The sequence below is a fragment of the Tenuifilum sp. 4138str genome (assembly GCF_041102575.1).
Classification (GTDB): Bacteria; Bacteroidota; Bacteroidia; order Bacteroidales; family Tenuifilaceae; genus Tenuifilum; species Tenuifilum osseticum.
Genome location: NZ_JBGCUE010000005.1, coordinates 191,861 through 201,975, shown reverse-complemented (window position 1 = coordinate 201,975; position 10,115 = coordinate 191,861). Strand labels below are relative to the sequence as shown.

10 protein-coding genes are annotated in these 10,115 nt (G+C 41.1%); 5 read left to right on the top strand and 5 right to left on the bottom strand.

Annotated elements, in window-relative coordinates; genetic code table 11:
* Positions 1-284: 284 nt before the first annotated feature.
* From AB6811_RS07120 to AB6811_RS07105, 4 genes are read right to left on the bottom strand one after another with little or no spacing between them, the layout of a single operon-like run.
* Positions 285-1,007 (bottom strand): nucleotidyltransferase family protein, encoded by a 723-nt coding sequence (locus AB6811_RS07120; RefSeq protein WP_369489754.1) that lies wholly within the window; start codon positions 1,005-1,007, stop codon positions 285-287.
* A 6-nt stretch (positions 1,008-1,013) separates the two neighbouring features.
* Positions 1,014-1,139 (bottom strand): hypothetical protein, encoded by a 126-nt coding sequence (locus AB6811_RS07115; RefSeq protein ID WP_369489753.1) that lies wholly within the window; start codon positions 1,137-1,139, stop codon positions 1,014-1,016.
* A 4-nt stretch (positions 1,140-1,143) separates the two neighbouring features.
* Positions 1,144-2,571 (bottom strand): RapZ C-terminal domain-containing protein, encoded by a 1,428-nt coding sequence (locus tag AB6811_RS07110; RefSeq protein ID WP_369489752.1) that lies wholly within the window; start codon positions 2,569-2,571, stop codon positions 1,144-1,146.
* Complete coding sequence (locus tag AB6811_RS07105) at positions 2,564-3,250, bottom strand: DUF554 domain-containing protein (protein WP_369489751.1); 687 nt, start codon at positions 3,248-3,250, stop codon at positions 2,564-2,566. The genes AB6811_RS07110 and AB6811_RS07105 overlap by 8 nt, the downstream gene beginning before the upstream one ends.
* A gap of 120 nt (positions 3,251-3,370) precedes the next feature.
* Between AB6811_RS07105 and AB6811_RS07100 the strand changes: the two genes are divergently transcribed.
* Positions 3,371-3,853 carry a hypothetical protein gene (locus tag AB6811_RS07100; protein ID WP_369489750.1) on the top strand — a complete coding sequence of 161 codons (483 nt, stop codon included), beginning with the start codon at positions 3,371-3,373 and terminating at the stop codon, positions 3,851-3,853.
* Positions 3,854-3,862: 9 nt separating this feature from the next.
* Here AB6811_RS07100 and AB6811_RS07095 read toward each other — a convergent pair whose 3' ends face one another.
* Entirely contained in the window at positions 3,863-4,951 is a 1,089-nt protein-coding gene (locus AB6811_RS07095; RefSeq protein WP_369489749.1) for a 4-phosphoerythronate dehydrogenase, read from the bottom strand.
* A 93-nt stretch (positions 4,952-5,044) separates the two neighbouring features.
* Here AB6811_RS07095 and AB6811_RS07090 point away from each other — a divergent pair, with 93 nt between their 5' ends.
* Genes AB6811_RS07090 through AB6811_RS07075 form a run of 4 tightly spaced genes read left to right on the top strand, consistent with a single transcriptional unit; the run spans position 5,045 to position 10,097 of the window.
* On the top strand, positions 5,045-5,494 hold the full coding sequence (locus AB6811_RS07090; RefSeq protein ID WP_369489748.1) for a NanQ anomerase/TabA/YiaL family protein: 450 nt from the start codon (positions 5,045-5,047) through the stop codon (positions 5,492-5,494).
* A gap of 49 nt (positions 5,495-5,543) precedes the next feature.
* Positions 5,544-6,845, top strand: coding sequence for a caspase family protein (locus AB6811_RS07085; protein WP_369489747.1), 1,302 nt, complete (start codon positions 5,544-5,546; stop codon positions 6,843-6,845).
* A gap of 1 nt (position 6,846) precedes the next feature.
* Positions 6,847-9,228 carry a TonB-dependent receptor gene (locus tag AB6811_RS07080; RefSeq protein WP_369489746.1) on the top strand — a complete coding sequence of 794 codons (2,382 nt, stop codon included), beginning with the start codon at positions 6,847-6,849 and terminating at the stop codon, positions 9,226-9,228.
* Positions 9,229-9,230: 2 nt separating this feature from the next.
* Positions 9,231-10,097, top strand: a complete 867-nt coding sequence (locus AB6811_RS07075; RefSeq protein ID WP_369489745.1) for a DUF4249 domain-containing protein — start codon at positions 9,231-9,233, stop codon at positions 10,095-10,097.
* Positions 10,098-10,115: the final 18 nt, after the last annotated feature.

Below are 10,115 nucleotides of genomic sequence, written 5' to 3'. Positions count from 1 at the left end.
CTCTCCGCTCCCCGCTCCTCCGAACAGGGCTGCAAAGGTAGTAACTTTTTCCGTCCCGCGCAAGGGGTTACCCCAAATTTTTTTCTCTCCCCCTCAGCTCCGCTACCCCGCGCGCGCTCCCCTCCGAAAGCGGGTGCAAAAGTAGAAAAGCGTTTTTAATTACGCAAATCAATTTTCGAACTTTTTTAAGAAAAATGACAAAAATTCAGGCAACGTTCTGTTAGACAGTAAGAAAAATTTTCAAAAAAATTTCTTTTAAAAAAAGACGCAGGGAGTACTGCAGGTTAAACCTTCCTTGTTACAAATTGCGATGCAAGTTCCAGAGTATCAGGTTTCCCCACGTCAATTACATCGGAATGGGATAAATCGGCGCCCTGAATCAAAAATTCCTTTGATAGTTTAAGATAAGCATCAACAATTGAGAACTCACCCTTTGGTGGCAGTTGCTTGAATATTTCGGGTGAAATAACATGAATGCCAGAAAATGCATATGCAGTAAGGGCTTTGGAAGGATTAGTAATAATAACCTTACCAGTAACCATGTTCCTCCAACCAGAAAGAACCATTTGCTCATTGAAAAGGAATACCCTGGAAGCCTCTCTTTTACTTACAGCTAGCGAGGCAAGCGCAGATGAGTTAAGATGATACTGATATAGGTAATGTAAATCGATGTTTGAGATTATATCGACATTGTGAACCAGAAAAGGCTCGCCCTGATCGAGAAAACTACGGGCATGAACAAGAGCACCACCGGTGTCGAGTAATCTTTCAGTTTCATCGGAAATATCAATTTGAGCATTAAAACTGCTATTACGTAAAAAATCAATAATCTGCTGTGCGTGGTGATGAACATTAACCACTATGTGATTAAAGCCGAAACCAATTAGGTTGTTAATGCATATTTCAAGCAGGGTTTTTCCGTTAACCTCAATAAGGGCTTTGGGTTTATCGGCTGTTAAGGGAAGTAATCGGGTGCCTAGGCCAGCGGCCAGAATCATTGCTCTCATATAAGCTTACTTTTTAATAGGTTTACAAAGTTTATCCTTGCTATTTGAACTAGCACCACACTTTATGCAAGTGTAGTCCTTACCCTCAACCTTAACCCCTGCCTTACCTTTCGCACATTTCTTTTTTGGCATTCTGCTAACGCTTTTCAAGTTCGATATGCTTAACCAAAATTCTTAATCCACTATCGCCAAAAGTACTTTTTAGTTGCTTAACAAGGTTCTCTGCACAAAATACTGATCGATGTTGGCCACCAGTACAACCAAAACCAACCGATAAATGTTTAAAGTTTCGAGACAAATACTTATCTATTGCCGACTTCACTAATGAAAAAGCGTTATCGCAAAAAACATTTACTTCATCCAAAGAAAGTAAATAGTCTATTACAGGCTTATCGAGTCCTGTCAGATTCTTGTACAAATCGAGTTGGCCAGGATTGGGTAAATATCGGCAATCAAATACAAACCCTCCTCCATGCTCAGGATTTAGTGGTGGATAGCCACTCTTAATAGAAAAACTATATACCTGAACGGTAAGTCCGTCAAAATCATCACTTTGGCCAACTTGATATCTACCTAATAGCTCTTTGTTAAGCTGACTGAGATACCTTAAACGGCTATCGTCAACATTAGCAAGCAAATTGCTGAGGTTATGCAACGCAAGAGGAACGCTTTGAATGAAATGGGTTTTACGCTCAAAAAGACCTCTGAAACCATAAGCCCCAAGAGTTTGCAAAATTCTAAAGATAGCCATATAAGGAAATTGGGGCACCATTTCACACCTGTTAATGGAACGGTATTTGGACAGCTCATCAAGGTAATGCACTAGAAACTTCTGCCGAGTAGAATCGCTGAAATTAGCCTTTGCCTGATATAGAAAAGAAGCTATATCGTAAAGGCCTGAGCCAATTCTGGCGCTCTGATAATCAATGAAATATGGCTGGTTAGCCAGAATCATAATATTACGGGATTGAAAATCGCGGAATTGCAGGAATTGATTATCGCCATTGAGCACCTTTTCTGCTAAATAGCCAAAGACATTTTCCAACTCGGCTTCACTATAAGTAACCCCTGAAGGCTTAAGGAAGCAGTACTTGAAATAGTACAAATCCCACATCACCGATTTGATATCGAAATGCGAAATTGGGTATAGCTTTGAATCATCAATACCATCAAAACCCAAAATATTGAACCGGGCAAGGTTGGATATTGCTTGCCCAATCAAATTCTGAACTTCAAGAGTATCGCTGTTAGCATCAGTTATTTTATCGAACAACGACAAAGAACCCAAATCGGATTGTAAGTAGTACCTTCTACAGCTTGAAATACCCAATACCCTTGGAACCGAAATATTGCGATGGTGTAAATGTTCCGTGAGGTAGAAAAATGTTTCGTTTTCCTTTACATCATCGTTAAATGTTCCAATGCACGACAGTTGCTGTGATTCAATCCTAAAGTAGATGCGTGCAGAACCAGAACCGGACAGCTGAACAATGTTAAGGGCCGAATGCCCATACACCTCGGAAAAGAGCTTTGAAAGATTCTCGATATGGGAAATGCTATGCATGGTTTGCGAAAAGTGAAGTTAGAATAACGATGAATATTAGTGCAGGAAGCATATTGATCACGTGGAAACGTTTTATCTCTAGTATATTAAACCCTAAAGCCACTAAAAGTATACCACCTACAGCCGATAGTTCATTTACCATGCTTCCACTTAGGCTGCTAGCCGCAAAAGAGGCAATCAATGTCAATGAACCCTGATATAGTAGCAAGGGCAAGGCGGAAAACAGAACCCCTATCCCAAGGGTTGATGCTAGCACAATGGATGAGAACCCATCCATAAGGCTTTTGAGGTAAAAAAGTTTGGGTGTTCCACCCAAACCCTCCTCAATGGCACCCAGTACAGTTAACGAACCCATGCAGTAAAGCAGGAAAGCCACAACCAGTCCTTCCGAAAAGCGATTCCCTGATATTTTAAACCGATTTTTTAACCGGTTCGATAGGTTATCGAGCCTGCTTTGCAAATCGAGTAAAGTCCCCGATAGCACACCCAGAATTAAGCTGAATACAACCAGTAAGGGTTCATTGGTTTTAATTGCCATTGATAAACCCAGTACCAACGTAAAGAGCCCAACCACTTGAAAAAAAACTTTACTGTACTTTTCGGGCATACGGGATCCAATAAGCAAACCTATTGAGCCCCCAGCCAATACTGCTATAACGTTAACTAAAGTCCCAGTCACTTTTTAACAATTTTAATATACTGCTAAAATAGAATGTTTACGTCAGAATAAACAATTGTTAAAAAAAAATTTAAGAGTAAATGAATAAAGTTAGTATATTTGAATTGAAAAATATGATTTATGCCCTTACCCACTAGTAGTAAAATGCGTATTAGCCTGTTGAAAAAGGACGAAATCATTGATTTCGTGGAGTTTAATATTACAGGCGACGCTGAAAACTATATCCGTTGCGATGATGAGTCGTATTACCTTCAAACAAACGTGTTCAATATCTTTGCAGGATGCTTTGAGCGGAGCCATCATTTATTCGACTACATCTCGCCAACCATGTATAACGCCCGACGTTTCATTCCTCTCCGTAATGAACTTCTTGTAAACCTTGAAAAACTTTTGGTTATTAAGAATGTATCGCAATTTCAGCAGTACTTAAGCCAAGTTTTTTTAGGGAAGGATTTGCTGGAGGTTTTAAAGCAAATTGATCCTGAATACGAAAGGCACTGGAAAGGATATATAAGAAGGCTCATTCAGGTTAACCGGCATATCATGAGGCTCATTGATCAATGCATTGACGAAGAGCGTGTTCTGTGGGTAATTCCTTACTAAGCCGATTGGTTAACCCAACTCAAACCCAAGCATACCAACCTTTTCAGCATCTTCTTCAATCTTCAATACTTTGAAACCGGTAAAATCGCGCCGGTAGTTATATGTATTCCTGTAATCCTCAAAATCTTTATCTATAATTCTAATATCATCGCTCTCGATACGATACGTTTTGCCTATTAAATCTAAAATATTTTTGGCTGAGGCGATAACTTGCTTTTCAGTAAGTGGATTTGGCGTAGGCCACCAAAGGGTTATGCCAAGATTAAAGTAACGGCTAACAGCATCAACTACCATTTTAGTTGCCATAACCTTACCCTCCAGCGAGTAACCAGCAATATGCGGTGTTGCCACAAGGCATCGCTTAGCAAGTTCCAAATTCAAATCAGGTTCATTCTCCCACACATCTAAAGCAACAGCTACATTAGGGTTTTGCTCCAAATAGCTAAGCAGCGCCACCTCGTCAACTACCCCACCCCGCGATGAATTTAAAAAGTATGCTGTTGGCTTGCATAAAGCCAAATTCTTACTGCTTAACATATGGTAGGTAGGGTAATTACCGGCTCGCGTTAATGGAACATGAAAGGTGATAATATCGGACACCTTCAGCAATTCATGTAGATCAACAAAAGACTTTATATTCTCCCTCTCAGCCCTAGGCGGATCGCAGCAAACCACATTCATGCCTAAGGCATTGCCAAGGGCAACCACCTTACTGCCCACATTTCCAATGCCTACTATACCAATGGTTAGGGTTTTGGGATTAAGATGTTTTGAACTGATCCATTTCACAAGTGCAGCACCCAGCCACTGCTGGACAGCAGCAGCGTTGCAACCGGGAGCGGTTACCCACCTAATACCATTTGAATCGCAGTACTGAGTATCGATATGATCATAGCCAATGGTTGCCGAAGCAATGAACTTAACCCTTGAACCTTGCAGTAAATCTTGATTACAAGTAGTGCGTGTTCGAATAATTAGCACATCGGCATCTTTTACCACCTCTTGGTTTATACGATGCCCCGGTAAATACTCAACATCAAAAAAGGGTTCAAAAACACCTTTAAGGTAGGGAATGTGACTATCGGCAACTAACTTCATAGGTAAATTTTGCACAAAGATAGCAAGTAAAAACTGTTATACCCTGCATTGTCAAACTGTCAAAATAAACTAATTTTACAAAAAATATGCATAATGATTGTAGCACCCTTATCGGAATTTGGTACCTACCTTAACCTTCATCCCCTTTTTGAGCGGGTTGAACAGGCACTAATTACTTTGGATTTCAGCAAACCAGGAGAAAAAATTTACATAGACGGGGAAAACCTCATAGCCATCCCCTCGTTTAATAAAGCACGCAGTGCAGGAGAAGCCCCATTAGAATCGCACGATAAGTATATCGATATTCAAATATGCCTGCAGGGCGAAGAAACAATGGGATGGCGCGAAAGACAAACCTGTAGTGCTATTAAGGAGCCCTATAATAGCGATAACGACATAACCTTTTACTCCGACCATCCTACATGTTTTATCACTCTAAAACCTAATCAATTCGCAATATTTTTCCCATCCGATTGCCATGCACCGTTGATAGGAGAGGGTTTTATAAAAAAAGTGGTGTTTAAGGTTAAATTGGCCATGTAATTGCATAAAATTTGTAGTAAAAATATTACCAAACCAAACTGACCAACCTATGAAACGCAATTTATTGAGAATTGCAGCTGTACTGGCAATGCTAACCATGGGAGCCTGTGCAACCATACTTAACACAACGAAGCAAAAGGTAAACTTAACCTCAAATCCAATTGGAGCCGAAGTATACATTAATGGTAAAAGCACCAATAAAACTACACCATGTGCGGTTTGGGTTAAGCGCAAGGTAAAGAAAGGGCCTGCAAACGGGCGCAACCAGTATATTTACGAGTTCCGTAAAGATGGGTTTGTTCCTTACACCTATACCGATAACGCAGAGGTTAGCAGTAAAATATGGCTAAACCTGTTTCTAAACGTAGCAGCCCTACCTGCTTTTGGCGTCGATTTTATCTCAGGTGGTGCATACTACTACAATAACGATGTTTTGGCAACCCTGCAAAAGGAGTCTGCTGGTTATGTGGTAATTAGGGACACAGTTGTTAAACAGGTTTACGTAACTTCCCCTGAAGCCAAGGGTTATATGTTTGAAAAATTATCGGATGTTGATGTTGATATCCCAAACAATAACCTGGAGTATCCCTTGCGCTTTGCGCTGATAATTGGAAACGAGGACTACAGTAGCAAGCAGGTTGATTTGAATAGAGAGGTTAATGTTGATTTTGCCCGAAACGATGCCAGTGCATTTAAGGAATACGCCATAAAGGTATTAGGGATTCCCGAAAGCAACATAATCTTTCTGCTCGATGCCACTGCTGGGCAAATGAATCAGGCCATTGCAAAAACAAATCTGATAATAAAAAATGCCAAGGGCAAAGCCGAGGTATTTGTTTACTATGCAGGGCATGGCTTACCCGATGAGGTTACCCGCGAACCATACCTTATACCGGTTGACATTAGCGGACAAAATGCCCGCGATGGAATTAAACTAGCCGACTTATATGCCAAGCTAACAGAATACCCCACAAAAAGGGTGATCGTATTTCTGGATGCATGTTTCTCGGGCGGAGCCCGCAATAAGGAGTTAGTTGCAGCCCGCGGGGTTAAAGTTCGCCCCACTGAAAGCGTGCTTCAGGGCAATATTGCTACACTATCGGCCGTATCGGGTGAACAAAGCGCTCTGCCATTCAAGGATAAGCACCATGGTTTCTTTACCTATTATCTACTCAAAAAACTAAAAGAGACTAAGGGCAACATTACCTTTAAGGAACTTAGCACCTACCTCGATGAGATAATTCCCCTACAGTCAGTGCTCCTGAACAGTAAGGAGCAAACCCCCGTGCTTAGAATGGGTATTAACCCAACCGAGGATTTAGAAAATTGGGTTCTTACAAAATCGAACTAATATGGCATTGTATTTGTTAAAGCTAGGTGCTAAACCTAGCTTTTTTTATTCCATGATTAAAAAGATTATTGGCATACTTATTATTACATTCCTTTGCTTCCAAGGCATAAAGGGACAGGTAAAGTATAATGTAAGCGGTTACGTTAAGGATTCCCAAACGGGCGAGGTTCTCATTGGAGCAACAGTAATAGTAAAGGGAATCAATATAGGTACTGCAACAAATAGTTACGGGTTCTTTACAATTACAGTTCCAAAAGGTGAGCATACAATCTCATTTGGATATCTGGGATATAAAACCCAAGAAATGACTTTACAAGTCAATAAAGATAGTAGGATTGATATTGAGATATCGCCCAACGCACAGGAAATCCAGGAGGTGGTTGTTAGCCGGGAGAAAGGGAATAGCAATGTTCAACGAGCCGAAATGAGCCTTGTAAAGCTTGACATGAAAAGTGTAAAGCAAATACCTGCCTTAATGGGTGAGGTTGATGTAATTAAAGCTATTCAATTACTGCCGGGGGTCCAAAGTACTGCCGAAGGGGGATCAGGATTTAGCGTTCGGGGTGGTGCTTCGGATCAGAACCTGATAATACTCGATGAGGCAACCGTTTACAATGCTTCGCATCTAATGGGATTTTTCTCCGTTTTCAATAACGACGCAATTAAGGATATCAAGCTCTATAAGGGCGACATGCCAGCCTCGTTTGGAGGCAGATTATCGTCAGTGCTCGATATAAAGATGAAGGAAGGCAACAGCAAGGATTTTAACGTAACCGGAGGGATAGGTAGCATATCGAGCCGGTTAACGGTTGAAGGTCCAATACTTAAGGATAGGAGTTCGTTCATGGTATCGGGACGCAGAACCTATGTTGATGTATTTTTTCCACTATTTAATAATGACGATTTGAAACAAAGCACACTCTACTTTTACGACCTGAACGCAAAACTGAACTTAACTCTTAATCCCAACAACCGAATTTTTATATCCGGGTACTTTGGACGCGACATGTTTGGCCGCGATATCAACGGCTTTGGCTTTGGTAACCAAACGCTTACGGCAAGGTGGAACCATATTTTCAAGCATAACCTTTTCATGAATACTACTTTGATATCAAGTAATTACACATACTTTTTGGAATCGAATACCAACGATGCGAACGCCATTAGGTGGGAATCGAACATGGATGAGGTTAGCGCAAAAATTGATTTTAACTACGCAATTGGTCCAAAATATCAGTTAAGGTTTGGCGTATCGAGCGCATACCTAACATTTATGCCTGGTTTGATAAAAGGTACTAACTCCCAATCGTTTATTCAGCGTTGGGAAATTCCCAAACAGCATACGCTGGAGCATGGTATATACTTATCGAATGAGTTTGACCTAGGAAGAATTTCATTTAAAGCAGGTTTACGCATATCGGCCTTTCAGAACATTGGGAAAGGCCAAAGCCTTGTCCTTTCGCCCGACTACAAGGTTACCGACAAAATATCCCATCCAAAGGGTGAGATTTATAATACATATATTAGTCCTGAGCCCCGAGTGGGCTTAGTTTACAGGCTTAGCGATAGCAGCTCCATAAAAGTCAGCTACTCGCATACCACGCAGTATGTTCAGCTGGCATCAAACTCACAAGGTGGAAATCCGCTTGATGTTTGGTTTCCGGCATCGCCCAATATTAAGCCTCAGCAAGCTGACCAGTGGGCCCTTGGCTACTTTAGGAACTTTTCGAACAACCAAATAGAGGCATCGGCCGAGGTTTACTATAAAAACGTAAAAAATTTTGTGGACTTTAAGGATTTTGCCGATGTTCTGCTCAACGATGAGCTTGAAGCTGACATCAGGCAGGGCAAAGCATACTCTTACGGATTAGAATTATTCACACGTATCGACCTAGGGAAGTGGGAAGGATGGGTTAGCTATACTTACGGCAGAACCTTTCGCAAAACACAGGGAGTTAATATGGGAAGGATTTATAGCGCAACCTACGATAAGCCCCATAATGCAACCGTTGTGCTTAGCTATCGACTTAATAGGCAAATTATCCTTTCAGCCAACTGGATTTACTCCACGGGTCAAACCTACACCCAGCCAACCGGACGATACGAAATTGATAATATTACTATACCCATATACTCTGAAAGGAATGCCAAACGCTATCCGGACTACCACAGGCTCGACTTTGCCGTAAACATTAAAACTAAGAAAAGTCTTAACCGGCGATGGAAAAGCGAATGGAATATCTCTGTTTACAACCTTTACAACAGACATAATGCATGGACCATAAATTTTGTTCAGGACGAAAAGAATCCGAACATAACCTATGCCGAAAAAACATACCTATTCCCAATTATACCCTCAGTAACCTATAACTTCAAGTTTTAGCTATGAGAAAAATATTGACCATTATAGGGATTTTAACCCTAGCACTAGCTGCATGCACGGAGCGGATAGACATTGAACTAGATTCATCGGATTCCAGGCTTATAGTTTACGGCAGCATAACCACCGATACTATGAGCCACTACGTAAGGCTAATTAAATCGGTACCATTCTATAGTCCTACTCCACCCCCACCCGTTTCCAATGCCTCGGTTTACATCATGGAAGGCAATACCCGCTACGACCTCACCGAGGATGCCAATAACCCCGGCTACTACTACACAACTCCGGATGTTTTTGGCAAATCGGGAACAACATACACACTTCATATTGAAGATGTGAATATTGGGGGTGTTATTTCGTTTCAGGCTCAAACACAAATGCCAACACTACTCGAGGGTTATCAAACCAATTACCTGGATTCAATAAACGTAAGCTACAACAGGAACTGGGATGGATGGATAGTTAATGGTTATGCTAAAGAGCCCCAAAACATGAGAAACTATTACATGTTCCGGGTAAAAATAAACGACATACTATACAGCGACAGCCTCAGTAATCTGATTCTTGTTGATGATAAGTTCTTTAACGGCAATAACACTGAGGGTGCTACCTTCTACTTTATTTCTGAGAAAGATACTCTCAAGGTAGGCGATAAAGTAACCCTAGAGCTTTGCGCCATAACCCAGGATTACTACCAGTACCTAAACGAAGCCCTGAAGGCCTCAAGTCCACAATTCCCATTATTTAGCCCTCCTCCAGCCAATCCGATTACTAACCTAAATAATGGAGCGTTTGGATATTTTAGCGCCTACGCAATTATTCGGGCTTCGTACACCATGAAAGAAGAGGATTTTGAGGGACAACCATGAAGATTTACAGATAAAATA

Bases quoted from the DNA above. Each gene is read 5' to 3' on its own strand.
- AB6811_RS07120 (WP_369489754.1), bottom strand. From the start codon at position 1,007: ATGAGAGCAATGATTCTGGCCGCTGGCCTAGGCACCCGATTACTTCCC.
- AB6811_RS07115 (WP_369489753.1), bottom strand. From the start codon at position 1,139: ATGCCAAAAAAGAAATGTGCGAAAGGTAAGGCAGGGGTTAAGGTTGAG.
- AB6811_RS07110 (WP_369489752.1), bottom strand. From the start codon at position 2,571: ATGCATAGCATTTCCCATATCGAGAATCTTTCAAAGCTCTTTTCCGAG.
- AB6811_RS07100 (WP_369489750.1), top strand. From the start codon at position 3,371: ATGCCCTTACCCACTAGTAGTAAAATGCGTATTAGCCTGTTGAAAAAG.
- AB6811_RS07095 (WP_369489749.1), bottom strand. From the start codon at position 4,951: ATGAAGTTAGTTGCCGATAGTCACATTCCCTACCTTAAAGGTGTTTTT.
- AB6811_RS07090 (WP_369489748.1), top strand. From the start codon at position 5,045: ATGATTGTAGCACCCTTATCGGAATTTGGTACCTACCTTAACCTTCAT.
- AB6811_RS07085 (WP_369489747.1), top strand. From the start codon at position 5,544: ATGAAACGCAATTTATTGAGAATTGCAGCTGTACTGGCAATGCTAACC.
- AB6811_RS07080 (WP_369489746.1), top strand. From the start codon at position 6,847: ATGGCATTGTATTTGTTAAAGCTAGGTGCTAAACCTAGCTTTTTTTAT.
- AB6811_RS07075 (WP_369489745.1), top strand. From the start codon at position 9,231: ATGAGAAAAATATTGACCATTATAGGGATTTTAACCCTAGCACTAGCT.